Raw genomic sequence first — 26,357 nt, 5'->3', positions numbered from 1 at the left:
ACAGGAGGTCACTCATGACAGATAAAAAAGCACTTCTCGTAATAGATATGCAAAACGATTATCTATGGGCGGAGCGAAAGACCATATTTTCATACGACACCGATAGCCTTGTGAAGTCGGTGAATGATACTATCGCACAGCATAAGGCTTCAGGCGAAGATATAATCTACATAGGTCAGGTCTTCCCGAATATCTTCACTAATCGCCTTATCATCGGTTTTTCGATAAAGGGCTCAAAAGGAGCTGAGCTTTACAGCGGACTCGATGTGGTATCACAGCTGTACTTTGAAAAGTATCTCCCTAACACTTTTACCTCTAAATGTTTCAAAGAACATCTATCCCAAAATACGTACAGCACTTTCACAATATGCGGCTTAGACCTTTGCGGCTGTGTCGGTGCAACAGCTGAGGGTGCGCTCAGAACAGGGGCAGAAGTTTTTCTTGACGAAAAAAGCACAGGATGTAGATTTTCAGCCCATAAAGCTCAAAAGCGCAAAACGGAACTGATAAATAAGGGTGTGAAGTTTATTTAGAATTATTAATTCCAAAGCTTCAAAATATACTATCTATAAATAAGTAGGACCGTTCCCACCAAAAAGCAGGAACGGTCTCTGTTTTTTATCTTATCACAAAAGGCTTTTTTCCATATGCACACAGCGGAAAGTCCCGCCCTCGATAATATTGTCACAGTCTGCAATATAACCGAGTTTTTCATAAAAGCCCGTCTTTTCCACACGGCTTTCCAGCACTGCACGGGTGTAGCCCAGTTCACCTGCCCATTCTTCGGCTGAAAGCACTGCCCTGCTGCCAAGACCTCTTTCACGGTATTCGGGCAGAACAACTACCCTTCCTATCATCACTGCACCATCTTCGATTTCGTAAAAACGACAGGTCGCAACGGGAAAATCATCGTCGAGGATAACTATATACTTTGTTTCATCATTGTCATGTTCATCGAATTCCTCTTCCAGCGTGATGTGATATTTCTTCGCCATCGCCTGTATGCGGACGTAATACGCCCCCGCCCTTGTCGCTGTATTTTCAGCCCTTATCACCTGCACAGATATCACCTCTGCAAACATTATAGCATACCTTGCTTGAAATGTAAACATTTTATCTGATGACCGAGATAGTTAAGATATATAAATATATTATCATTTTCCAAAGTTAAATTAAGTCTATATTTTGAATTATTATAATTTATAATTATATGAAATCAAATTCATGAAATATCGGCTTACGAAAACCTTTTCGAGCAAAAAGCCCGATAAAAATGCATCTTCACTTTTGTTATATGATTTGTATAATATCACTTATTTTCATATTATTCACAAAAATAATACAAAAAATGAATATTCATCACTGAATTTTGAATAGAATTGTTTGAAGTTTTAGTGTATAATTAACATTGTTAGGAGGATATTAACCTCATTAACATCAGAATGGAATATAAAAATCTGAAAACAAAAGGAGAGCTGATCAATTATGAAAGCTATAATCATGAGAAAGACAATGGCGACACTTATGGCAACTGCCGTTGTTGCATCGTCTTTCGGTGCAGGGGTCATCAATTCCGATAACGGCGCTCTGTTTGGCGTGAACAGCATTATCGCAAACGCTGAAAGCACCTCATCGGTAACCGTAACAGCTTCGGCAGGATACGCAGAAGGCGCTTATGCCGAATGGAAAGCAGTTTCCGGAGCTTCGGGATACAATGTATATGCCGACGGATACAAGCTTGATTCTATGCTTATCCGCCAGTATTCCTCATGCTTCCGTGCAGACGCTCTTGGTCTGAAGTCGGGCAGCCATACGCTGAAGATCGTTCCTATCATAAACGGCAAAGAGGATTCTTCAAAGTCCGCATCAGTGAATGTGAACACATCAGCCCACGACCGTTCGGGCTTCGGCTTCGTCAACGGAACATCATCGGGTGCTTATAACGACAACGGTTCACTCAAAAGCAATGCAACTGTTATCTATGTTACCAATGCAAACAAGGATTCCGTCACTGTTACCATGCCCGACAAGAAAGGCAATTCAACATCTTTAACAGGCGTGCAGAATATCCTTACCAACTTGAAGAGCAACAGCAAGGTAGGTCCTGTCTGCATACGTTTCATCGGTAACATTCAGGATCCTGCAAATATGCCCAGCGGAGACCTTTATGTTGATGCAATTACCTGTGGTCTTACCATCGAGGGTATCGGCAAGGACGCAACTTTCAACGGTTTCGGTATCGTTGTAAAGAATTCTTCAAATGTTGAGATCAGAAATCTCGGTTTCATGAACTGCAACAGTTCCGAGGGCGATAACGTCGGCCTGCAGCAGAAGAATGATCATGTCTGGGTACACCACTGCGATATGTTCTACGGCGATGCAGGTTCTGATGCCGATCAGGCTAAGGGCGACGGCGCACTTGATACCAAAACATCCAGCTATATCACCCACTCATACAATCATTTCTGGGATAACGGCAAGTGCAATCTCCAGGGTATGAAGTCTGAAACTACCAGCAATTACATAACCTATCACCACAACTGGTATGACCATTCCGATTCTCGCCACCCCAGAATACGCACCTGCACTGTACACATCTATAATAACTACTTCGACGGCAACGCAAAGTATGGCGTTGGTATGACCCTCGGCGGATCAGCTTTCGTTGAGAATAACTATTTCCGCAACTGCAAGTATCCTATGCTGATATCCATGCAGGGCTCCGATAACGCAACAGGCGGAACATTCTCAGGCGAGAACGGCGGTGTGATAAAGTCCTACAACAACAAGGTAACAGGCGACAAGACCAAGGGCTATGTTACCTATCAGCAGAATTCCACCGATTTTGACGCTTATGAGGCCAAAAGTGCGACCGAGCAGGTACCTTCCTATGTAAAAGCAAAGCAGGGCGGCAGTACTTACAACAATTTTGAAACTTCAAGCGTGATGTACAAATACTCCGCACAGAGCCCAGAAGCCGCTGCCGAGACTGTTAAAGCTAACGCAGGACGTGTACAAGGCGGCGATTTCAAGTGGACATTCAACAATTCCGTTGATGATGAGAGTGCCTCTTTAAATACAGGTCTGAAATCTGCACTGAAATCCTACAAGGATTCCATCGTTGCAATCGGTTCAGGATTCTCCGATTCCACCACACCTTCAGGCAATGACTCATCAAGCAGCTCAAAGCCTGATAATTCCAGCAGTTCCAAGCCTGATTCTTCAAGCAGTTCCCAGACTTCTGTACCCGCATCATCAAACGTGCATAACTTCACTAAGAACGGAACATCGAGCAGCTTCTTCTCTATCACAGGTAATCTGTCAACATCTAAGGGCACCGTTAACTACGGCGGTCAGACCCTGACCCAGTGCCTGAAACTTGAAAGCTCCACAAGCATAAGCTTCAACGCTCCTGCTGCCGGTAAGCTGACACTTGTATTTGCCGAAAGCACTGGCACTATCAAGCTTGACGGCAAAAAGCTGACTGCATCAAACGGCGTTATCACAGCAGATGTTTCCGCCGGCAGCCACACCCTCACAAAGGCAGATGTTTCAAATCTGTTCTACATGGCTTATTCAACTCAGGGCGGTACATCTTATCAGCAGCCCGATGACAGCTCACAGAGCGGCGGAAATAATGGCGGCAATAACAGCGGCAACAACGGCGGAAGCACAGGCGGAAATAACAGCAGCACCACTATCAACGGTGTTAAGGCTGTAAGCGCAGGCGGCTGGAACGAAAGTCTGTATGTTGTATTCTCGGGACTTTCTGATTCCGATGTTACAGGAGTGTCATACTCAGGCACAGCATCAGGCAAGCTGGCAGGCAACGACCTGAAATATCTGGTTCGTGATACCTCGTCAGGTCTGAGAGTTGATATCCCCGGCGTACCCGCAGGCACTTATTCTGTGACCTTAAACACAACAAAGGGCACTATCGTCCAGAGCGGTTTGAAGGTAAATGCACAGGACCGTTCGGGTTATGCACACTACAATTACACCGCAGGTGTCGGTGCATACAACGATAACGGCACACTGAAATCCAATGCTATCGTGCTTTATGTAACAAACGACAACAAGGACTCCGTTTCTGTAACTTCCAAGGACGGTACAACTGTTACCGGTATCGGCAACATACTCAACTCTGTTGGTCAGGACGCAGGAAGCGGTAAAACTTCCAACGGCGGTAAGGCCAATTCCAATAAAGGCATCATCAAGAAGCTGGCTCAGGACGGTACACCTCTTGTTATACGTATAATCGGAGATGTCAAGGCTCCTTCGGGTCTTACAGCTTATGACTCCATAGATTACGGCGGAATTGTCGGCGACAACGGCTATATGGCAAGAATGAAGTCGGGCAAGGATATCACCATCGAGGGTATCGGCACTGACGCTACTATCAACGGCTGGGGATTCCATTTCATCTGTGAATCTTCTGCTCCAAGTCTCGGCAAGAGCTTTGAAGTAAAGAACATCGCATTCAGGAACGTTCCCGAGGACTGCATAGGCATGGAGGGCGTTCAGGAAAGCTCAACACTGACAGCTTCCGTTGAAAGATGCTGGATACACAACTGCGAATTCTACGCACCTTCAATATCTAATCCTGCTGAATCAGATAAGGCAGGCGGCGATGGTGCCTGCGATTTCAAGCGCGGTCAGTACTTCACAAACAGCTACTGCTACTATCAGGGCTACCACAAGACGAACCTCGTTGGTTCCTCCGACAGCAGCCTGCAGTACCACCTGACTTATCATCACAACTACTGGAACAAGTGCGAATCCAGAGGACCTCTGGCTCGTCAGGCAGACATACATATGTACAACAACATATTCAGCGGACAGACAAGCTACTGCATGAACCCGAGAGCAAATGCCTACATTTTCTCTGAGTACAATATCTTCGATAGCTGCAAGAATCCTATGCAGGTTAAACTGGGCGCAGTAAAGAGCTTCAATGACGTATTCAACAACTGCAAGGGCGATATGCAGGGCACTATCGTATCAAGCAAGAGCACCAAGGTAAACACCGATAACAAGTATGCAAACTTCGATACAAACTCATCGATATGCTACATTCCTTCGGGCAATTACTTCCTCCAGACCGATACATCAAAGCTGTCCTCATACTTCAACACTTACGGCGGAACTCTCGATGCGACCACAGTTGTAAACGGCTCAACATCATCTTCGGGAACATCACAGACAACTACTCCTACTCTTGATCCCAATGTTTATCCCGTGATAAAGTCTATCGATTACAACGAACAGTACCACCAGATAAGATTTACATGGAGTCCTGTTCAGGGTGCTTCAAATTACGGTATTGCTGTATACCTCGCAGGCAAGTGGAGAGTCCAGACTTCTGCCATCCCTGCTTCGACACTCAGCTTTACTACTCCCAAGAATCTCACTCCCAATATGACCTATAAGGTAGCTATCGCTGCCAAGATCAACGGCGAGTGGACATCGACTGCTTCTATCAAGCACGCTGTTACAGTTACTGTAAGGTAATTCAAGGAAAGAACCATCCTTAAAAAGAAGAATGCACCTCGCCACTTGTACGGGGTGCATTCTGTATATATTGACATTTTCATGATCGGGAAGTATAACGTTCACATATGATCTCCCAAAAGTGTTCGATAATCATTTTGGCAAACCAAAAATAAACTCAGCCCCGCAGATGACTAACGCGGGGCTGAATCTATATCTACATGAGGTTTGATGTAAACAATGTTTTATGCGCCAGCCGAATGCATGGCGGCATAGTTTTTCGGCGAGCATCCGAAATTCTTTTTGAACACGCGAGAGAAATACAGCGAGTCGGAATATCCACAGATATACGCGATCTCGGATATATTCTGCTCAACGGTATCAGGAGAACAAAGCAGTTTCTCTGCCATATGTATCCTCAGATTTGTCAGATAACTATGAGGTGTCATACCCATCTCACTTTTGAAAAGCTTTCGCAGATAATCGTAGCTGAATGGTATCGAGCGTAGATACGAGTCAAGTTCGTAATCGCAGTCTGTAAAATTCTGCATGATATTGCTCTTAATCTCATCCACCACATCACGCAGAGGTTTAGTTTTGCTGAAAGCAATAACGTAATTCACGATGAGGTCACCGAAAGCAGCCATAATTGACTGCCTGCTGTTGATATCACTGTTGAAGAAATAGAAGGCATCCTTGAAACCGCCCATGATATGCTGTTCTGCATCATCTGAAATAAGCAGAGGTTCCTTGAAATTGAACGTCGCATCTGTAATGTTTATGTGGATATTTGTAAAACCATCTTCGCTGTTATTAGCGTGTACAACATGGGGCGGGATTATCACAAGATCCCCCGTTGTGTACTCGATCGTGCTGTCTTCAAATTCAAATCTGCCCTGACCGCCCGTACAGTATACAAGTTCCCATTCTTCATGAAAATGCTGCTTGCAGGTAAAAGTAGTCATATTCCTGCCTACATAAATGATATTATTCATGTTCTTCCCCCTCTTCGGATAACTGTTGCCAAGAAACTGTCATTTTATCCGCTGCGCAAGAAATACGGTAATATGAAACATATATCATTATTCTTATAGGTGTAATATTTTCCAATTTGTAATCATATCATTCTTTAAACATTCGACAAACGTTCACCGAACATATACAAGAATATTCTACCGTTTTTCACGCACACATATAACCCATTTTCCGAAAATCCCTATGTTTCGGTCTTTATTACTTCACTTTGTTTCTAATAAAATTATATCATTTTGATATTTTAAAGTCAATAGTTTTAACAAAGCACCCTTTCGTTATGAACTAACTTTGTTGAACTTAACATTAATCAACAATGTGATTTGTTGAATATTACACGCTTTTCACCTTCAAATATAATAATATTATCCAATAAAAAAATATTCTCAGTCAAAGAATTTACCTCTCCGCCACATGATATGCCCATATCTCTGCAGGTTCTCATCGAAGCATTATATCACATAAAATCCCAACGAATTTCAATAGAATATGTAAATAATCCACTATTTTTTAAAAATAATAGATTGACAAACTATTATGTTATATGATATAATTAAAAAAGGTGGTACTATGGATACAATACCATATTTTGATTGGAGGTAATTGAATGAATCTTTTTCACAGAAAGAAAGTGTCACGCACTTCGCGTGTGCTGAGCGGTGTGACCTCGGCTATGATGGCACTTTCGGCTTTTTCAGGTCTTTCGGCAAACACAGCTTTAAAAGCTTCTGCCGCAACGACTAACTGGAAATTTGACCTTGGCGGCAGTGGTGCCGCTAGCGGATACACAGGAGTTTCCGCTTATGACGGCTATAACAGCTCCAGAGGCTACGGCTTTTCGGGAAGCGTTTCAAACGTTAGTGCAGGCGGTTACGGCGCACTTTCCGACGCCGTAAAATTCACGGGGGGTACTTTCAACGTTGACCTGCCAAGAGGTCTTTATCAGCTGACAGTCACAACAGGCAACAGCCCGCGAACTACTATTAAAGTCGAGGGTATGTTACAGATGATAAACCTCACGGGAAACAACGCGAGTGAGACTATACAAGTACCTGTCACCGATGGTCAGCTGAATATCGAAGCTGTTGCAGGTATGAAGAATGCTGATTATACTATCTCAGCGATCGAGATAACCCAACTGAATAACACAGGTGAGATGAAACCTACTATCTGGATATGCGGTGATTCTACCGTTGCAAACTACTACAATACCTCAGATGATAAACAGCACGGCTGGGGTCAGTACCTGAACCAGTATGTCAACACCAACGTCTTTGAAGTCCGCAATCTTGCGTCCAGCGGACAGTACGCCAAGGGATTTTATCAGGACGGTCAGTTCGCTCCGATAAAATACTACGGCAAGGCAGGAGATTATTATATCATCTCCATAGGTATAAATGATACCAACTATTCCAATTCGGACGAATATTACAGCGTTGTGACCAGCATGGTAAAGGAAGCTAAATCCAAGGGCATGAACGTTATACTCGTCAAACAGCAGGGCCGTCACGGAGACATGAACCGCAATCCCAGGCTGACAGGCAGATGGTTCGGCGGACAGCTGGATACTATCGGCAAAGAGCAGAATGTCAAAGTCGTCGATCTCTTCACCGCATGGCAGAACTTCGGTTTCAGTTCAGGCGGCTACGATGCTATGACACCCTACTATGCATATAATGACGATCTTCACCAGAGTGCCAGGGGTGCCCAGAAAAACGCCGAGCTGGTTGCAGGTCTCATGAACATAGGTGATACCGCTATGGATACCGATACCTACTATACCTTCAAGAACATGAACAGTGGTCTTGTAATGGATATATCAGGCGGCAAAATAGCAGAGGGCTCAAATATCCAGCAGTGGACTTCAAACGGTCAGAACAATCAGAAGTGGAAACTAACCCCCTTCAATAACGAAACTACATATTATTATATCCGCTCCGCCGCAAATCCCGACTACGTACTGAAAGCCATGTCAGGATCAAACGGCGGCAATATCGAGCTTGTCCCCTATTCAAGCAAAGACAGTATGATGCTCTTCCAGTTCACCAAGCTGGGCGACGGTAGCTACTACATATCCACACGTTCTTCAAGAGATGTGTGCTTTGTTGAAGTTGATTCCGCAAGTACATCAGGCGGAGCAAACGTTCAGCAGTGGGGCATGACCTACAACAAGTGCCAGAGATGGACAGCCGAAAAGACCACCGCTTCAGTTAACACCGATCCCGTTAACAATGATCCCCCTGCACAGAATGATCCCTATGTCGGCGATGTTAACATGGACGGCACTATCGATGTATTTGATCTGGTAGAACTAAAGCACATCGTAAATAATCCATGGAACTATAACTCCGTACCTACTTCTGTCTGCGACTTCAACGACGATAACAATGTTAACGATACAGATGTACAGATAATGCGTGAATATCTCGCAGGACTGAGAACACAGCTCACTGATAACAGCCAGAATGAGCAAAATTCCGAACAGACCTATTACGCAATAGACCAGACATGGTCAGAAGCAATTATCGAGACAACGAATTCGGGCTACACAAATGCCAATGGTTATATAAATCTTGATAATACCGATACCAGCAACATTACATTCACAGTAAACGCAAACCAGACAGGCAACTATATGACACATATCCGTTTTGCAAACGGAACTTCCGAAGACCGTCCCATGAAGATATATGTGAACGGTGACACCAGCCGTTACTGGCTGCAATCCTTCCCGGGCACAGGCGCTTGGACTTCATGGAATGAATTCGGAATAGTGCTTCCCCTTGTAAAAGGTGTCAATACCATCAAGATGGTTTCCACCGTTTCAGGCAAGGGCGGTCCAAATCTCGACTATATATCTCTCATAAAAACCGATGAACCTTATGCCGAGACTTACGACCCCAACAACAATCAGCAGTATTACAACAATAATCCCACAGTATTCATACTCGGTGATTCTACTGTACAGTCCTACCGCGCAAGCTATGCTCCTCAGCAGGGCTGGGGCTATTATCTGGCAGACTACTTCAACGGAAATGTCAATGTCGATAACCGCTCCATGGCAGGCAGAAGCACTAAGAAAGCTTATGACGAAGGCAGATGGCAGAGTCTTGCAGACAGTCTGAAATCAGGCGATTATGTTCTGATACAGTTCGCTATCAACGATGCAGGCAAATCCAATGCTGACAGATATGCACCTGTCTGCGGTAACGTAAACTATCCCAGCGAAGGTTCCTACGAATGGTATATGACCCAGTTCATCAACGGTGCAAAAGCTAAGGGTGCAACACCGATCCTTGTAACCACCGTTATCGGAATGAACGCATACAACAGCTCATCAGGAAAATTCACCAACAGCTACATCGATTACTGCAACGCCTGCAAAAATCTTGCAAGCAAATACAGTATCCCCTGTATCGACCTGAACACCATCATGGTGAACCACTACAACTCCGTTGGCTACAACACAGCACTTTCCTACCATCTGAAAGGCGCTGTACAGGGTTCAACAGATGGTACTCACTTCTGTGAAAAGGGCGCTAACATCGTGGCAGGTCTTGTAGCACAGGCTATAAAAAATCAGCAGATATCAGGACTTTCAGGTTATGTAAAATAACGACCATCCAAATAACGAAATATCAAAAAGCACATTTCCGGGCTGAATGCACAGCTCGGAAATGTGCTTTTTAGTTATTGTATCAAAATACAGCAAACTTGACAATCTGAAAAGCCGGAATATCCTGACTTTTGACGGTCAGAAATTTCATTGATCAGCTTTTAACAGTTCTTTTTTCATAAATTCAATATCTATTTGATCGATCTTATTATCTTTGTAAATATCTCCTGCTTCCCTGTTCGGGAGATACACATTACGCCCCGCGATAAACCTCTCAGCCAGCACAATATCTGATACAGTTAGTTCACCATCAGCGTCAACATCACCTTTTACATACTTAGGTTCTATCGTTAATGTTCCTTCAAGAGGCACATCCCACTTCTTTGCATCAAGATCATATCTCCAGATGCTTCCGTCAGTACGGAGGAAATATACAAATCCTCCATCCAGCTTAGTATCGTATGTGGCACCTATTGCACTTTCAACATTGGTCAGGCTGCACCAGTCATCAAGAAATACCATGCGCAGGGTCTTGTTCTTATCTATATAATAATCAAAGACTGCATCGTTTTCACTGATACCGCGATACTGATATTCGTGAATATAGAAATTGCTCACAGTTATCCCGAGTTTTGCTCCGGCGTTAACATAGTAATAGCTATCTGGTATCGATACCTCAGCTACTGTACCGTCTTTTTTAGTGTACACAGCCTTTGAACCATCAGCAGACAGTTCCACAGATGCAACACCCTCAGCTATTGCCGTTTTTGAAAGCGAACTTGTATATTTTATTTCGTAAAGTGTACCGCCGCTCTCCACAACATAGCAGGTCGAACCCATAGCGCAGGCACTGACAGGTTCACCTATATTTGTGTTGCCTGTATAAGCACTTATCCTGCCGTCAGCGATCAATCTTTTGCTGTAATACTTTATCTGTCCGTTCTTTGAAACATAAAAAGGCTCACAGCCGTCTATCCAGCCTTTTGAATCTGTTGCTACTGCCGCAGTGGTAAATTTGTCATCATTTGGAACGAGGGTGTATATGCTGCCATTCTCAGCAAGAAAATAACCGCTGCGAATAGCCTTGACCTTAATATCTGTTATAGGTTCACCGTTTACAAGCAATGTGCCGTCCTTTTTCAGTACCATATCGGCATAGTTGTAATCTGAGTTGTAGGCACGCCCGTAATAATGTTCATAATCTGCAACATCGGTTTCAACGGCTTCAAACGCTCTTCCATTGATGGTGTACAGTGTACCGTTAATGAGCGTTACAAGATCGCTGCTGCCCCTTTCAATATCGGGATTATAGTAGGAACTGTATCCGACTTCAAAATTATCGATATATGCTTTACTGAGACTTGGATCGTACACATTTTCAGAATTCTGAACTGTGATGTTTCCTGTGTAATGATGCTTTCCGTTCACAGATATCGTGTAGGTTGTTTTACCTGCAGTATTTCCATAGATTTTTTCATCAACATTATGACTAGATGATGTACCGTTAAGAAATACAGCAGTATTTTCATTTGCTATCGAAAGATCATACTCCGCCAATCCTTTTGGTTTATATTCGATCTGCGCAGCAGTACCTTCGGGAAGTTCAAGGTCAGAAAACTCAACCACCTCTAACCGCTGTTCCGGTGTGATCTGATCCATTTTATAAAACCAGCAGTATTCAAGATCCAGATCTTTAATAAAAGAAATATCAGTGATCGGAACTTCTCTCATATCCAATACTCTGAGTAAAGGCATTTTTTTCAGCGGAGAAAAATCTGTGATAGTACCATTACTAACGACTACATATTCACAGGATGTCATTTTTGAGACCCATGACAGATCGGAAATGCCATCAAGATCAATATACAGTTGGTAGGCCTGTGCAAGTTCATCATCAGTAATAATTCCATCGGAATTATCATCATACAGAAATTTATGTTCTAAAAGCTGTGTATAAACAGCTTCATCAACATTTGCAGGCTTCGGTGAAGTTTCCGCAAATGCTGTCATATTACAGCACGAAAGCAGTGCAGCAAGTGCTGTAATTATCGATATGTTTCTTTTCATTGTTTGCTCCTCCGCTAAAATTTATATTTTTCATTGTCATGGTAAAATATCATACCATGGCTATATGTTCAGATCATAAAAAAGATAAAAGAAATCCCGCTACATATGCTAACACGATATAAGCGAACAGTTAAGATCTTACCATCCTTCATCAGTCTGAACTAAAATATATTATATCATAATTCTATTAATAATTCAATACCTATAACAAATAATCAGACAATCAATAAATAAATCCTACGGCTGTATAAAGGTATACCATTTGAAACAGATAAATATAAAGACACCTCTGTCACCAAAGCAACAGAAGTGTCTTGAATTACTTTGTTTAAGCACCCGATAAGCAGGTACAGATTATTAGCCCTTTACAGCGCCTGCAGTCAGACCGTCAACGATCTTGTTGGAGAATGCGCAGTAAACTATGATAGTCGGGATGACAGCTATCATGATAGCCGCGAACATCTGTGAATAATTCGTATTGTAAGGACCAACGAACTTCGACAGAGATACGGGCAGAGTCTTTTTAGCATCATCGGAGATAAATACCATCGCAAGCAGAAGCTCGTTCCAGTTACCTACGAACGTCATCAGACCTGTTACAAAAAGACCTGTTCTGCCGAGAGGGAGACATATCTTGAAGAATATCTGGAAGATATTCGCGCCCTCCATACATGCACATTCGATAAGCTCATTAGGCATACCTGAAAAGAAGCCTTCCATAATGAATATCGTAATAGGAAGTGAGAATGTAAGATAAGGAAGAACAAGGCTTGTAAGGGAGTTTGTGAGATGGAAATTCTCAAATCCCAGATTATTCATAAATTGTGTGATCTTCGCAAATCTTGTGAACAGGGGGATAAGTACACAGTGGATAGGAATCATCATACCTGTAAGGAAATAAGTCATCGCAAGCTTTGAACCTTTCCAATGCAGACGTGAGATACCGAATGCTGCCATCGAACCAACGAGCAGACCAAGTATCAGCGCGATAACACAGACGATGAACGAATTGAGTGTCGCTGTACCAAGATTACCTGCAGTCCAAGCGAATGAATAGTTATCAAATGTTACATTTTTTGGAAGTGCAAAAGGAGCGGTAAAAATCTCCCTGTTAGTTTTGAACGAAACGTTGAACATCCAAAGCAGGGGTAACAGATATGTTACGGCTATCACTGTCAGGAATACATATATCAGTATCTGCACAGGAGTGATCTTTTTTTTGGAAGAAGGATCCGCTGCTGCAGCTCCATTTTTTAAAGAACTCATTAAGCTGTACCTCCTTACATCTCGTACTGCTCGGTCTTAACGACCTTATTGATGAATAATGTTACTGCCAGACAGAGAATGAGCAGTACAACGCCTATAGCACTTGCATAGCCGTATTTTGAGAACTTGAAGCCCTGCTGATAGAGGTGAGTTGCAAGTACCTCTGTTTTATGGTTAGGACCACCTTCGGTCATGTTGAATATAAGATCGAAGAATTTCAGCGAACCGATGGCATTCAGCGACATAGCAGTAGCTACCATGGGCTTTATAAGCGGAAGGGTAACATATCTGAATGTCATGGGCTTTGTACATCCGTCGATATAGCTTGCCTCCATAAGGGACTTGCTTATACCGGATATCTGAGCCATATAAAGCATCATTGACTGACCTACATACTGCCACAGAGCAACAAAAGCTATAACCCACATAGGGAGTATGATAGCGCCCTTGGTATCCATAAGCCACATAGGAGGATCTTTAATTCCGATCTTTTCAAGTATATGATTGAGACCGAAAGATGAACGGAATATAAACATCCACAGCAGACCAAGTGCTGCCGATGAAAGTACGCAGGGAAGGTAAATAATGTTCTTGAATAAATTACGTCCTTTCTCGATGTTTGTAAGCAGCGCTGCATAGAAAAGTCCTATAATAAGCTGCGACACACATGAAAAAACGAGGAAGAACATTGAGTTCTTTAAAGCAATAACAAACGTTTTATCGGATAGTATAGCCTTATAATTATCAAGCCCGATATACTTTGGTGGCTTGAGTACACTATATTCACAGAATGAATAATATACCGACTGAACGATCGGTACAAATAGCACCAGTGTGAACAAAAGAAACGCAGGAAGCATAAAGAAAACAATCGCTTTCTTGTTCCTAAGCATTTTGTCCATCACGGATCAACTCCTTTCAAAATAGGGGAAACGTTAAAAACAATATAGAGGCGTAATATGCGCCCCTATATCGTCTTTGTAATAGATCGAAATTTTACTGTCTGCAATTTGCAGCGTAGAATTCTTCCATATCCTTAGCAGCTTCCTTAGGTGACAAGTCGCCGAGGAATACAGAAACCATAGTGTCATCGAAGTGAGAACCAGTCTCAGTAGTAGGCATAGACTCGTTGTAGAATCCGAATGTACCCTTTGCACCACTGAATACGTCCATAACGTAAGCAAGCTGCTGAGGAGCTGCGGATGCGTCATACTCTACCTTAGTTACAGGAATCTTACCACCCTTTTCAGCGGTATACTTCTGAGCTTCATCATCAGTGAAGTACTTGATGAGTGCAGCAGCACCTTCAGGGCAAGCAGTTTTAGAACTCATGCAGAGAGAGTCAGACTTAGCGATAACTCTGTCAACGCCGGGGAACTGGAATACGCCGCACTTGGACTCAAAGTCGGGATTCTCACCGTTGATCTGACCAATAGCCCATGAACCCTGGATAAGGATAGCAGCTTCACCGTTGTAGAAGTTTGCAGTTGCAACATCGTTAGTATCACCGGCTGCAGTCTTCTGGAAATACTTGGACAGGTCGAGGAGCTTGTTGCAAGCGTTCTCAAGCTTACCATCTTCCCATGAAGCAGAACCGTCAGCCAGAGCAGCAAGGTCAACGCCCTCACCCTCACACAGATAACCTGCAACCATTGAGAGACACCATGCAGTACCTGCGGAAATTGTTATAGGAGTATAACCTGCATCCTGAAGCTTAGCACAAGCATCCAGCATTTCTTCCCATGTAGTAGGAACCTTTGCGCCTGCCTTCTCGAACATCTCGGTGTTGTAGAAGCAGCAAGCAGCAGCTGTATTCAGCGGAACTGCGTAGATCTTGCCGTCATAGGTCTGCTGAGAGAATACTGCGTCACTTGTAAAGGTATCCTTCCAGCCGTCCTTTGCAAGATAATCATCAAGAGGAGCTGCAACGCCGGGCTTAACATAGTCAGTCAGCTGAGGACCGGGGCTTACGATGAATACATCAGGTGTCTCACCTGCTGCAACCTTAGCGTTGAGGTTGTTGTAGTATTCCTCAAGGTTGGTAGTGATAGGTGTTACGTGGTATGTACCCTCGTAATCCTTGTTGAATCTTTCGATAGTCTGCTTGTAACCCAGCGAGATAAGATCCTCGGTAGCGTTCAGGTCATCCCAGAACATCCAAGTGATCTCCTGAGAGCCATCAGCATTTTTCTTGGCTTTTTTAGTGCCGCCATTACCGTCTGTGTTGCCGCAGCTTGCAAATACAGTTGAGAGCATAGCTGCTGAAACAATCGTTGCTAAGATTTTTCTCTTTTTCATTAGTATTACCTCCTAATAAGATACCCGTCGGCAGATCCTTCAAATTTGACATATCCAACCAAAAGATATATTCCGTGTGCCTCCAGGTAAGCATTTTTGTCACACCAAATTCGTTATTCACCCTTTCGGTGTCTGTATAAATCTTACCATAATTATATTAATTTGTCAATAAATATAAGCAAGAAGCACAAAAATTGATAAAGATTTTCATATTCTTATAAAAAAGAGCAATAAATGGTCAAGCCACATATCAGCTAGTCGTCCAAAATATGACAGCATATCGTCTCATAATGCGGTAAATAGCCTTATATCATTTGTGCATAATGTGTAATGATATAAAATTCATCTATTAATTTTATCCGAAAATATTAAAATCAACGGTAACTGTGTATCAAAAATCAACATCATTCCTTACTAAATTTTGTAATTTTGTTTTTTCAACTGCGCTAAAACTGGTATAAACAATTATTTCTTAGGATAATATTTTCTAAAAACTGCATTTTCAGACTATGAGAGACATAATAAAGGCACCTTTGCCAAAGTCATGACAAAGGTGCCCGAAAAATAGTCTGTATTTTCTTTAGCGATCATTTACGATCAGCTTTTTGCCCTTAATATGTGCAGCTATCCTTATGATATCTGTTACATTTACAGAGCCATCTCTGTTTATATCTGCACGTCTGATCTGATCGTCGGTAAGCATCCTTTTTCCCTTGACGTGAGCAGCTGCCTTTGAAAGATCGTTTATATTTATCTTTCCGTCGCTGTTTACATCACCGAGTATGAAATTCTCATCGTACTTAGCTTCGATCTCGGTATCTCCTGTAACTGTCAGGCAGTAAGCCTGTTCTGTGGAAACAAGTTCTGCGCCGATGTACCAGCCTGCAAATGCGGGAGTATCCTCTGCCTCAATAACTATCTTGTCATCATAAAGATATACTTCCTTTTCACCATCTGCAATAGTACCACCCTTTACAGTTACGGTATATGTGTCGTCAAAGATCTTTGTATCGGTGTAGGTCTTTTCATCAAAAACAGCTATAGCAGTATAGGTAGTCTGCTTGCCGTCATCCTTTGAACTTACCTCGGCTTTGATATCTTCAGTATCACCGCAGGTCTTGCACTTGAACTGAATGCCGACATCAAAACCATTCTCGCTTTTTGTCCATGTCCATACGGGAGCCTCAGTGTCATAATCATGACCCTTTGCAGGTATAACTACTGAACTGTCGATCTCGTTCTCGCCCTTATCATCGCTGAAAAATTCGCCAAGTTCGTTAGTCCAGTACACTTCCTTTGCACCATCTTCTGTACAGGTTGCATCAGCTTTTTCGTGTTTGGTATACAGGTGGTCAATGGTAACTTCGAGACTGCCGACCTCAGAGGATTCCCAGTTGCTTGTTTCTTCGACTTTGTACCATACGGTATACTTTCCTGCTGCTGTGGCTGTTGGTATCTCCTCACTGTAAGTTTCACCGTCAAGGCTGTAAGAAAGCTTGCCGAAGGTTGAAGAACCTGCTGTTACCAGCTCCTGCGCCTCGCCATTGTAAGTAAGTTCGTTAGCAGTGGGCGCAGTCACTTCGGGTACAGCTTTGTCGATAGTAACAGTGAAGCTGTTATTACCTGTGCCGCCATCGAACTCACCATCACAGTCCCACATATAGTATACTGTGTATTCACCTGCATCAGCGGCATAAAGAGGTGCGCACTCGGCATTTATAACACCGTCCTCAACTGTACCCGCTTCATATGTATCCGACTCCTGTTCGCCACGTGTGAAGTAGTATGTGAAATATCTCTGTTCTTCATCAGCTGTAGGTACAACACCGAATGTTCCCTTGAAAGATGAATCATCTATGAGCAGCTGAGGCTCACCGTTGTAAACAAGACCTTCCTTTGCAACAGGATCAGCGTAGGCATTGAAACCTGTGCTGTCAGCTGGTTCATAAGTTCCGCTTTCTGTTGCGAAAGTTCTTACAGTAGTATTGCCCAAATAGTAGAATTTTCTGTTTCCGCCGAAAATTACGTTGCGTACTGTAACATTTATAAGTATAACAGGATATGTGTATTCATAGCACGGACCCGAGGTATCATCAATACAATCCACCGAGCCGTTCTTTACGATCAAAATACCGTTTTTGTTTTGCAGATTGAGATAACCGTTGATCGAGAATCCGTTGAGGTCAATAACACCATCATCTCTGGTTATGATTATCGGGCCGTAGATATTATCCTGAAGTACCAGTGTAGGATTACTGCCGGGCTCTGCTGCTTCAAACTCTGCAACAGTGAAAAATGTGTTGGGAGCGATCACAGGTTCATCCGGCTCTTCCTTTTCATTCCCGACCTCGGTGACCTCCTCAGTTTCAGCGCTTGCAGTCACCGTAAACGATCCCCTTGCACCGAACTCGGCAGGGATAGTTCCCGCAGCTAGTGCCAGTGCCAGAAGTGCAGCAGCTGCTTTCTTGATAGTTTTTGTCATGTTTCTTTCCTCCTATATAAATGTATTACAAAATAAAAAGCACACCAACAGAGCTGCTGCCCCGACAGTATGCTTTCTTTGACTTATATGAACGGGTTAAAGCAACTGTTAACGCAGAAAAAACAGTATATGCAGGCACAGTCCTCGACCCCTTTCAGCAATTATTTCATTTCATACTATTTGTTATTTGTTTTACATTATAACACAGCACGTTAATGTTGTCAATAGTTTATGTAAATATAATAACAAAACAACATTCAATTATATAGAATAATAACACTTAAAACAATATAGTTTTATACAATTTTTTCAGGAGTATTTTTATATTTTTAAATTCTGAGATATGCTATAATACCAACATAGTTTTTAGTCTGAAAGAGCTTTACAGCTCATGAAAGAAGGAGCGAAATGATATGAAAATGCAGAATGTAGTTAACGGACCTCAGAACGTATCCAGCATAATCCTCGGCTGTATGAGAATGCCTGCCCTCACTGTTGCTGAGGCAGCAAAGATGATCTCATGTGCAGCTGAGCTGGGTATAAACTTCTATGACCACGCTACCGTTTACGGTGAAGGTGAAGCCGAGACACGTTTCGGTGATGCTTTCCCCCTCACAGGTCTCAAAAGAGAAGATGTTATTCTCCAGAGCAAATGCGGACTTCATTTTGACCGCGGTGAGTTTGACTGGACACAGAAAGATATCCTTGAAAGCGTTGACGGAAGTCTTAAAAGGCTGAAGACCGATCATCTCGATGTACTTCTGCTGCACCGTCCCGATGTTCTTTTCGATCCCGAGGAGATAGCTGAGACATTTGATATGCTGGAAAAGAGCGGAAAAGTACTGCACTTCGGTGTCAGCAACGTTACTCCCGGTCAGCTGGAACTTCTGAAAAAGTTTGTTAAACAGCCGCTGGTATTCAATCAGCTTCAGCTCTCTCTCGATCAGTCACAGCTGATAGATGCGGGACTTTACATCAACAATACCACCACAGACCGTTCAACCGACAGGGACAACGGAATTCTTGATTACTGCCGTCTGCACGATATCACAATTCAGGCATGGTCACCTCTGCAGATCAGCATGTTCAAAGGCTGTTTCGTAGATCACCCCGATTATCCCGAGTTAAATGCCGTTCTTGCAAAGCTGGGTGAAAAATACGGCGTTGCCAAAACAGCTATCGCCATCGCATGGATACTCAGGCATCCCGCAAAAATGCAGGCTATCGCAGGAACAATGAACCCCGATCACCTTAAAGATATCTGCGATGCTACAAAAGTTGAACTAACACATCACGAATGGTATGAACTCTATCTGGCATCAGGTAAATTCCTGCCATAAAACATAAGTCAACCATCTCAAACAGGAGGCTAAAATAATGATATACCGCGAAACATACACCCTGTCAAACGGAAATACCATACCTAAAATAGCACTTGGCACATGGCAGACTTCTGATGAGGATGCTGAAAGAGTTGTTAAATATGCGCTTGATATTGGCTATCTTCATATCGACACCGCTATCGCTTACGGCAACGAAGTCGGTGTGGGCAAGGGCATGAAAGCAAGCGGTAAGAAGCGCGAAAGCTATTTTATTACATCAAAACTCCCTGCTGAGATAAAATCCTACGACGAAGCAGTAAGGCATATCAACGAGTCTCTTGAAAGAATGGTCACACCTTATATCGACCTGATGCTAATACACTGGCCGAGACCCTGGTGCGGCGATCCGAACAAGACATATAACGAAGAAAATCTCGCTGTGTGGAAAGCTTTTGAAGGAGCTTACGAAGCGGGAAAACTCAAAGCTATCGGTGTATCGAACTTCTCTGTTGAAGACCTGCAAAATCTCTTAGACAATGCTAAGATAAAACCTATGGTCAACCAGATAAGAGTTCATATAGGTCATGTGCCGCATGACCTTATAGAGTTCTGCAAGGTTAATGATATTCTGGTCGAAAGCTACTCCCCAAATGCAACAGGCAGACTTTCAGCAAAGAAAGAGATCACCGATATGGCTGCAAAATACGAAGTTCCCGTTTCACAGCTGGCTAACCGTTTCGATCTTCAGCTGGGCACTCTGCCACTGCCGAAATCGGTACATGAGGAATACATCAAGCAGAATACCGAGCTTGATTTTGTCATCAGCGATGAGGATATGAAGGCACTGCTTGAAATAAAAGAATAGTATGACAAGGGGGTGTTGCAACCGCAGCACCCTCTAACCATATCCGAACATCAGAGTAAAAAAACATAATTACAGGTGAAATAAGCTGTTTCAGTGCGCACACCCCCAAGCCCTCTTCAAAAAAGAGGACTCGGGGGTGTTTTGTTCTATTTGTTTTTATGCCGTTTTCAGTTCAAAAAGAGAAATTCCAAGTCGGTTTTCTGAGATCTTAGCAAAATGCTTCTTTATGTTGTATGCAAGTCCCAGCAAAAGGAACTCAGTTCTGATGTTATTTTTGCCCCTGCACAGGAATCTTCTGAAGCCATGATCCTGTTTCAGCACTCCGAATACGCCTTCAGCCTGTATGCTTCGGTTCATTCTGAGCTGTTTTCCGAATTCGGTCGTTATATTTTCCAGGCTTTCTGTTCTCAGTTCTTTGAACTTATGCGATATAGACAGCGTCTTGTTTCCTTTTGCTTTTGTACAGTTCTGTTTGTAGGGACAACCTTCGCAGCTTTCACATCTGTACATAGCTTTTTCGGAAACGAATCCCGTCTTGCTTTTTTCGTGTTTAGTCCCGACTCTCCAAAGTATCCTGCCGGCTTTGCATACGAAAATATCGCCCATTTCGTGGTATTCCATATTCTCGGGTCTGCCGTATTTTGTACGATAATTCCGCTTTTTGCTCTGCTCATAATTTACGGGTTTTATGTATGAGGTCATGTTATGTGATCTGATATAAAGATAGTTCTCCTCGCTCTCATAACCCGCATCACAGATGATGTTTTTCAATACAAACAGCTCCAGATCGTTGAGCTTTGACAGAAACGGGATCAGCGTATTTACATCGCTCCGTTCGCTTGAAACGTCTATACCTACAATATACTCGCCTTCCACTGCTGCCTGTATGTTGTATCCGGGTTTCAGCTGACCGTTTCTCATATGGTCTTCCTTCATGTGCATGAATGTTGCATCGGTATCTGTCTTTGAAAAGCTGTTCCTTCCGTCAAAAAGGCTGTTGTAATAGTCATACTGTGCCATTTTATCGCGATATCCTTCCAGCTTTTCAAGTGCTTTCTGATATGATGATTTATGATGTCCTTTTCCGTAAACTCGTTCAATACCAAATTTTATCATAAGTGAAGAAAGTGTACCGATCATATCCGAAACTGGCGTATTTTCGGGGAATCTCACACCATAAGCATAATTTATCTCATCAAGTATCTCAGGCAGTTTTACTCGCAGTTTCTGTTCGTTTTTGGATACAGACTTCTTCCAGACGAATGTATATCTGTTTGCATTAGCTTCGATCTTGGTGCCATCAATGAACAGGTTCTTACCGCTTATCTCTTTCATATTCAAAAGATACTTTACAACAGCGTAAAACACACGCTCAATCTGTTCTCCCATTTTCTGTCGAAATCTTGAGATAGTGCTGTGATCCGGAGCTCCAAAGCCATCGAGAAGCCACATGAAATGGATATCCCTTTTGCAGAGCTGTTCAATCTTACGGCTTGAAAAAGAGTCGTTCATGTAGCCGTAGATGAGTATCTTCATCATGATATCCTCGGGTATGGCGCCATTCCACTTGCTTACTATCGTGTATTCTTCTTTTTGATAGATCTCATCTATAACATTGCTCAATACTCTGACAGGTGAGCTTTCTTCGATGTAGATCTCATAATTCATGTTAAGACGCACTTGACAATTTCTCATTTTTGTGGTACAATCCTTTCGTTGGTTTGATGTTATATTTGCAATTACATTATACCACAAAATGAGACGCCTGGCACTACCTTTTTGGTGTGTCAGGCGTCTTTTTCTTTGTTGGGGCTGCAACAGCCCCATTTTTAAAGGAGGACTTATCATGAAAAAAGTAGCAGTAATATGGTCGAGCCCGAATAAAAACGGTCTGACAGCATCTTCAAAAGAACAGATTTCAAATGGTATTGCCGATGCAGGTGCCGAGGTCTGTGAGATACACCTTAACAGCAAAAATATTAACCATTGCCGCGCCTGCGGAAACGGATGGGGTACCTGCAACAAAAATGGCTCTTGCGTTATCGGGGACGACTTTGCCGATATTTACAACACCCTCAAAGAAGCCGACGGTATCGTATGGATAAGCGCTGTTTACTGGTCTGATATGACCGAGTGTTTCAAGGCTTTCTTTGACAGACTTCGCCGCTGTGATGCCACATTCAGCCACTCCCTTACCGAAAAGCGCTGTATGCTGATAGCCTGCGCAGGCGGTACAGGCAGAGGAACTCTCGAATGTCTTACCCAGCTTGAACGTGGTCTTGTTCACATGGGTATGCGCGCATATGACCGTATCCCCGTTGTTCGTTTCAACAAGGATTATATGCTCCCCGCACTTTATGATGCAGGCAAGACATATGCTGATCGTCTTGAAAACGGGTTTGATATGTATTACTAAAGACAAGGGCGCAGAAATCACCTGCGCCCTTGTTGCATTTTATTTCAGCATAGCCCGAACTTTATCATAGAATTTTTCGTATCTTTTCACACTGGTCTTGATAGCAAGATCTGATTCCGAATACTCTATCAGTCCTGCCGCATCTACCCATTTGTATTCCGTCGTTTCAGTATCCTGAAGAACAACTGCGTTCTTTGGGCAATCGACGGTCGCAGTAAAACAGTATACCAGACTATGACTTTTATCGCTGAATGCTATATTTATCAGTTCAAGGTTTTCCGCCGTAAGACCTGTTTCTTCAAACAACTCACGCCTTGCACATTCTTCGGCATTTTCACCCTGCACCGCAGAACCTCCCGCACCTGCTTCCCAGTATCCGGGGTAAACATCTTTACTGGTATGTCTTTTACACAGAAGAAAAGTGCCGTCCCTATGCTGTACCAGTACATCACTCACCAAATGGTAACGACCCATTGGTATCTCAAGAAAATTTCCGTATCTGCGTTTCCAGACTTCTCCCGTTCTGTTTCCTTCACCGTCGTACAGATCCCATAATTCCATGACGCTCCTCCTTTGTAAGTTTCAGATCTATATACTTACACTCATTTCAATCCACCGAGTTTCCTGCAGCCGACGGCATCGCGCCACCGTTCTGCAGATAAGCATCAAGCAGCTGCTGCAACATTCTGTCGCGGTCGAAAAGAAGTCTGTCAAGCTGATCGAGCTGCTTTTCAAGCAGAGATATGGAACGTTCATATGCTTTTCTGCGTTCCTCATATACCGAAAGACGCTTGTCAAATTCGTCCTGCTTGCTTTCGAGCTGAACAAGAAGATCATCTATCTGACGATTGCGATCTTTCAGCATCTGTTTCAGTGCCATGACATCATCCGAGGAATAATCATCGCCATAAACATCTATCAGCGCTTCATATATCGGTGCAATGGACTGATAATGAAAATTCTTTTCCTCAGAACCGTCAGCAAAAATGTCATACATCGTCCGCGGCGATACATACCCGCCATGATCTGCAACTATGTCCTGTATCTGCGGAATAGACATACCGTGCTGATTTTTTATCTCTTTGATCGTTTTGATCCTTTGTCTTAATGTTCTTTCCATACACTATCCTTTCAAAAACTTGCAGGAAACTTGCAAGATCATTTCATTGAATAATGCCCAGTAATCCTGTATAATTAATCATGCAGCTGCGTATTTCACCTATGGGATGTACAACTTACTCATTAAAAATTAATATGTATATTATTTTACCATATTTGAAGTACTTTGTCAAATATGATCAATTATGCACTTGATGCAATATTGGATCAATGTAAAAATATTAAGGAAGGTTTGGATGAAGTATGATCATTGAAGAAAAAGAAGAACTGCTCGCGGCAAAGCTTGCAGACAGATTAAAGAAAGAAAATATAAATGCTGTTGCAAATGGTACTGTACTCAAAGTGCAGGACTATACATTCGTACTGCAAAGTTCAAATGAACAGCCCATACACTGTGGGGTTAGGTACGAAATGCCTTCCGGATACGGTGAGGAGACACTCTACAGCTACATAAAAATGACCGTTTCTACCCCGCTGGAAAGAAAAATAGAGGATATGACAATAGATACCATACTTTCCCTGGGAATATCCCGTGCACTGAAAGGATATCTGTATCTTGCCGAATCGATAGTAATGTGTGTTGTAAAACCGGATAAGCTTTATTGCCTGAGCAAGGATGTTTATCCTGAGATCGCTCAAAAATACGGCGTTGATATGTCCTGCGTAGAACGAAGCATACGCCACGCCATAACCAAAGCCTATTCCGAGGACCCGACACCAATGCGTGCAATGTTCAGAAGACCGATACAACGCCCAAAATGTCAGGAACTGATAGCTGAATGTGCGGATACTATCAGGCGTGTGTTTTATTGAAGTCGAAAAATCAAAAAAAGCCGGACGTTCAGGAAGCACCAATTTGGACGCACACGATAAAAATACTACACCTATAACGTCATTGCTATGACCTTCAATAAACGAAAAGTGCAGACGCGATGTCTGGGCGGATGATTAAAACGACTTTTTCATCTGATGCACTAAGTTCGGAAAATGCCTTTTCCTGAACAAACGCAGCGGTTAAAACACTATCTGTGTATGAACGGTCGGAATTCGTTTTCATACAAATAAACTCACCCGTCAGCAGTTTGAACTGTTAACGGGTGAGTTTTTAATGTATAATTATTATACAGTTTTATTGTATATAATAGTTTTTCATTCTGATGCTTTATCAGCATTAGTGAAATTATATTTACAAGTAAATATTTACCATGCTATCCGGTTTAATATCAGCCGATCTTTTCAACAGTAAAGCCCATTTTTTCAAGAAGATTGTCAACACCGTTATCACCGGAATAGTGAGCAGCGCCTACCATGAACAGGCAGTTCTTGCCAGCCTTGATATATTCCGATGCCTTATCAGCCATATACTGATTGCGATTCTCAAGCAGTGCCTTGTTATAAGCATCATGGTCATCCAGCAGATCTTCGGGTATCTCAGCAATATCCTCTTCAGTCTCGCTTGCTATCTCGCCGTCGCCCTTAGCCCACTTATCAAAGAGGTCGCCGAAATCCTCTGCAAATCCGTCTATATCGTCGATATCATCGATCAGATCTTTGATGGTATAATCAGCATATTCATCTGTATAAGCGGTGAGAGCTTCTGTCTGCATGGATATATCTTCGATATTGATAACTTCCTTGCCGTCTTCCTGTGCCTTGCCTATGAAATATGCATCTGTTCCTGAAAGTTCAAGATTTTCAAGACGCAGAAGCATTACAGTGTTCAGCTGGTTTATCCAGTAACCTGCAGTGTACTGATCAAGCATCTCACTGTATGCACCTATCTTTGTGAAATAATCCTTTGCCTTGTTGTAGGTATCCTCGGAAATATGATCCTTAACAGTAGTTCCGTCAGAATATGTCATGCCCTTTACATACTCCATCTGAGCGTTGATATCATTCTGCAAAGCAGTTACATCATACTCAACTGCGATAGAATCACAGCTGTTGTAAATATCCATCAGATCTGAAGGATAATCGGAAACATCCGCAGGCAAAACATGAATAGTACCTAAAAGGTACATTGAATTACCGCTTTCGGGATCGGTAACTTTCCACATGGGTGGGTCGATCTCCTTAGTATCAATGAAGTCATTGATATCAGCTGTAGTACCGAATTGATTTTCAACAGTTTCCTGATCGGTAGTCTCAACTGTTTCCTCAGGGGTAGTTTCGGTGATATCTTCATCACTTGTTACCACAGTATCAACAGGAGTTTCCTTTGCTTTGGAATCAGCCTTTGAAGAATCATCTTCCTTTTTTCCGCATGATGCACATGAAAATGCCATCACAAAAGCAATTGCTGCTATGAGAGTCTTGTTTTTCATTTTCAAATTTTCCTTTCCTATAACGATACATGATAAGTATCTTTCGTTTAATAGTTTTTA

At 42.7% G+C, this 26,357-nt stretch carries 18 protein-coding genes; 7 read left to right on the top strand and 11 right to left on the bottom strand.

The window, feature by feature from the left end; genetic code table 11:
• Window positions 1-14 precede the first annotated feature (14 nt).
• Complete coding sequence (locus N773_RS0102210) at window positions 15-533, top strand: isochorismatase family protein (RefSeq protein WP_024856242.1); 519 nt, start codon at window positions 15-17, stop codon at window positions 531-533.
• A 93-nt stretch (window positions 534-626) separates the two neighbouring features.
• On the opposite strand, the gene N773_RS0102205 is transcribed toward N773_RS0102210, so the two are convergent.
• On the bottom strand, window positions 627-1,112 hold the full coding sequence (locus N773_RS0102205) for a GNAT family N-acetyltransferase (RefSeq protein WP_242836136.1): 486 nt from the start codon (window positions 1,110-1,112) through the stop codon (window positions 627-629).
• Window positions 1,113-1,485: 373 nt separating this feature from the next.
• On the opposite strand from N773_RS0102205, the gene N773_RS21020 reads away from it, so the two are divergent.
• Window positions 1,486-5,511 carry a hypothetical protein gene (locus N773_RS21020; RefSeq protein ID WP_024856240.1) on the top strand — a complete coding sequence of 1,342 codons (4,026 nt, stop codon included), beginning with the start codon at window positions 1,486-1,488 and terminating at the stop codon, window positions 5,509-5,511.
• Window positions 5,512-5,735: 224 nt separating this feature from the next.
• Here N773_RS21020 and N773_RS0102195 read toward each other — a convergent pair whose 3' ends face one another.
• The gene (locus N773_RS0102195; RefSeq protein ID WP_024856239.1) at window positions 5,736-6,485 is read right to left on the bottom strand and encodes an AraC family transcriptional regulator; all 750 of its coding nucleotides are present in this window, start codon (window positions 6,483-6,485) and stop codon (window positions 5,736-5,738) included.
• Window positions 6,486-7,129: 644 nt separating this feature from the next.
• On the opposite strand from N773_RS0102195, the gene N773_RS0102190 reads away from it, so the two are divergent.
• The gene (locus N773_RS0102190; protein ID WP_024856238.1) at window positions 7,130-10,138 is read left to right on the top strand and encodes a GDSL-type esterase/lipase family protein; all 3,009 of its coding nucleotides are present in this window, start codon (window positions 7,130-7,132) and stop codon (window positions 10,136-10,138) included.
• A 147-nt stretch (window positions 10,139-10,285) separates the two neighbouring features.
• On the opposite strand, the gene N773_RS0102185 is transcribed toward N773_RS0102190, so the two are convergent.
• The 5 genes from N773_RS0102185 to N773_RS22845 all read right to left on the bottom strand — a co-directional run bounded on the left by N773_RS0102185 (window position 10,286) and on the right by N773_RS22845 (window position 18,251).
• Window positions 10,286-12,205, bottom strand: a complete 1,920-nt coding sequence (locus N773_RS0102185) for a dockerin type I domain-containing protein (protein ID WP_024856237.1) — start codon at window positions 12,203-12,205, stop codon at window positions 10,286-10,288.
• 357 nt (window positions 12,206-12,562) lie between these two features.
• Window positions 12,563-13,471: a carbohydrate ABC transporter permease gene (locus tag N773_RS0102180; protein ID WP_024856236.1), complete on the bottom strand. Its 909-nt coding sequence runs from the start codon at window positions 13,469-13,471 to the stop codon at window positions 12,563-12,565.
• A 14-nt stretch (window positions 13,472-13,485) separates the two neighbouring features.
• Window positions 13,486-14,373, bottom strand: coding sequence for a carbohydrate ABC transporter permease (locus N773_RS0102175; protein WP_024856235.1), 888 nt, complete (start codon window positions 14,371-14,373; stop codon window positions 13,486-13,488).
• 94 nt (window positions 14,374-14,467) lie between these two features.
• Window positions 14,468-15,769: an ABC transporter substrate-binding protein gene (locus N773_RS0102170; RefSeq protein ID WP_024856234.1), complete on the bottom strand. Its 1,302-nt coding sequence runs from the start codon at window positions 15,767-15,769 to the stop codon at window positions 14,468-14,470.
• A 580-nt stretch (window positions 15,770-16,349) separates the two neighbouring features.
• The gene (locus N773_RS22845) at window positions 16,350-18,251 is read right to left on the bottom strand and encodes a dockerin type I repeat-containing protein (protein WP_024856233.1); all 1,902 of its coding nucleotides are present in this window, start codon (window positions 18,249-18,251) and stop codon (window positions 16,350-16,352) included.
• Window positions 18,252-18,664: 413 nt separating this feature from the next.
• Here N773_RS22845 and N773_RS0102160 point away from each other — a divergent pair, with 413 nt between their 5' ends.
• Together N773_RS0102160 and N773_RS0102155 are read left to right on the top strand one after the other, a co-directional pair.
• On the top strand, window positions 18,665-19,591 hold the full coding sequence (locus tag N773_RS0102160; protein WP_024856232.1) for an aldo/keto reductase: 927 nt from the start codon (window positions 18,665-18,667) through the stop codon (window positions 19,589-19,591).
• Window positions 19,592-19,628: 37 nt separating this feature from the next.
• On the top strand, window positions 19,629-20,438 hold the full coding sequence (locus tag N773_RS0102155) for an aldo/keto reductase family protein (protein WP_024856231.1): 810 nt from the start codon (window positions 19,629-19,631) through the stop codon (window positions 20,436-20,438).
• Window positions 20,439-20,594: 156 nt separating this feature from the next.
• On the opposite strand, the gene N773_RS0102150 is transcribed toward N773_RS0102155, so the two are convergent.
• Entirely contained in the window at window positions 20,595-22,133 is a 1,539-nt protein-coding gene (locus tag N773_RS0102150; RefSeq protein ID WP_043537739.1) for an IS1182 family transposase, read from the bottom strand.
• 151 nt (window positions 22,134-22,284) lie between these two features.
• Between N773_RS0102150 and N773_RS0102145 the strand changes: the two genes are divergently transcribed.
• On the top strand, window positions 22,285-22,854 hold the full coding sequence (locus N773_RS0102145; protein WP_024856229.1) for a flavodoxin family protein: 570 nt from the start codon (window positions 22,285-22,287) through the stop codon (window positions 22,852-22,854).
• Window positions 22,855-22,893: 39 nt separating this feature from the next.
• Here the strand turns inward: N773_RS0102145 and N773_RS0102140 are convergent, their stop codons facing one another.
• Together N773_RS0102140 and N773_RS0102135 are read right to left on the bottom strand one after the other, a co-directional pair.
• Entirely contained in the window at window positions 22,894-23,415 is a 522-nt protein-coding gene (locus tag N773_RS0102140; protein WP_024856228.1) for an NUDIX hydrolase, read from the bottom strand.
• A gap of 46 nt (window positions 23,416-23,461) precedes the next feature.
• Entirely contained in the window at window positions 23,462-23,974 is a 513-nt protein-coding gene (locus N773_RS0102135; protein ID WP_024856227.1) for a hypothetical protein, read from the bottom strand.
• Window positions 23,975-24,216: 242 nt separating this feature from the next.
• On the opposite strand from N773_RS0102135, the gene N773_RS21015 reads away from it, so the two are divergent.
• Entirely contained in the window at window positions 24,217-24,786 is a 570-nt protein-coding gene (locus tag N773_RS21015) for a sporulation initiation factor Spo0A C-terminal domain-containing protein (RefSeq protein WP_024856226.1), read from the top strand.
• A 410-nt stretch (window positions 24,787-25,196) separates the two neighbouring features.
• Here N773_RS21015 and N773_RS0102125 read toward each other — a convergent pair whose 3' ends face one another.
• Window positions 25,197-26,297: a TraB/GumN family protein gene (locus N773_RS0102125; protein WP_024856225.1), complete on the bottom strand. Its 1,101-nt coding sequence runs from the start codon at window positions 26,295-26,297 to the stop codon at window positions 25,197-25,199.
• Window positions 26,298-26,357 lie beyond the last annotated feature (60 nt).

It is taken from the genome of Ruminococcus albus AD2013, assembly GCF_000526775.1.
GTDB classification, from domain to species: Bacteria; Bacillota; Clostridia; order Oscillospirales; family Ruminococcaceae; genus Hominimerdicola; species Hominimerdicola alba_A.
The sequence above is the reverse complement of the archived record's forward strand: the minus strand, read 5'-3'. Positions and strand labels throughout refer to the sequence as shown.